The sequence below is a fragment of the Robertmurraya korlensis genome (genome assembly GCF_023715225.1).
GTDB lineage: Bacteria > Bacillota > Bacilli > Bacillales > Cytobacillaceae > Robertmurraya_A.
In genome coordinates, this window is the sequence record NZ_JAMBNS010000036.1 from 1 (window position 1) to 834 (window position 834).

Here is an 834-nt window from a genome sequence, read left to right on the forward strand (position 1 = left end):
ACAACGACTCATTACCTTTTAAGCTATTTAAAGCGGCAAGTTCGCTTTTGGAAACGCCATATTTTGCACTCAAGTTTGTCAGACTATCACCTGATTTTACTTGATAGCCTTGTGCATCACCATGACTATATTTACTTACTGGGTTTAACGCTAGCTTGTTATCATCCTCTGATTGGGCGTCTTTGGCTGTTTTGGTCTCTTTTTTTGTTTCTTTTTTGCTCTCGGGTTTTGCAGAGTCGCGTTTGACGGTAGGTTCGCGGGTCGCTGTCACACTAGCCACCGTACCCAATCCTGCTTGAGGAATAACCAGTTTTTGCCCTTGAATTAAGTTGGCTGTGGGTTTTAGATAATTTGCTTTCGCCAATTCTGCTACCGTTAAATCAAAGTTATTTGCGACACTACCTAAACTATCACCTGGGCGTACTGTGTAGTTAATCGATTTGCCAGCTAGCGCATATTTGACCTTTTCAACTGTGACAGGCACGATGATGACTTGCCCTTTTTGCACCCGATAATTGGTGTTAAAACCATTGATATCGGCAATGTCTTTGGGCGATACGGATAATCGATCAGCGATACCCGACAAGGTATCACCCGTCTGAACCGTATAACGACTTGATACCGGTTGCACTTCAGCTCTAGCAGGGGCAGGCTTTTGCGCTGCGGGCTGTGCCACTGGCGGCTCTGGCATTTTGTCTGGAATTAACCACAAGTTTTGGTTGGTACGCACTTGATAAGTGACTGGTAAATTATTGAATTTTGCTAACTCACTGACATTTAGATCAAACTTGTCGGCGATGCCTGTCAAGGTATCCCCCGCTTGCACGATATAGC

1 protein-coding gene is annotated in these 834 nt (G+C 44.6%); it reads right to left on the bottom strand.

Translation table 11 applies throughout. From position 1 onward, the window contains the following. Positions 1-808 (bottom strand): LysM peptidoglycan-binding domain-containing protein (locus tag M3175_RS25730; protein WP_251524457.1); only part of this gene is annotated, 808 nt, incomplete at its 3' end. Positions 809-834 lie beyond the last annotated feature (26 nt).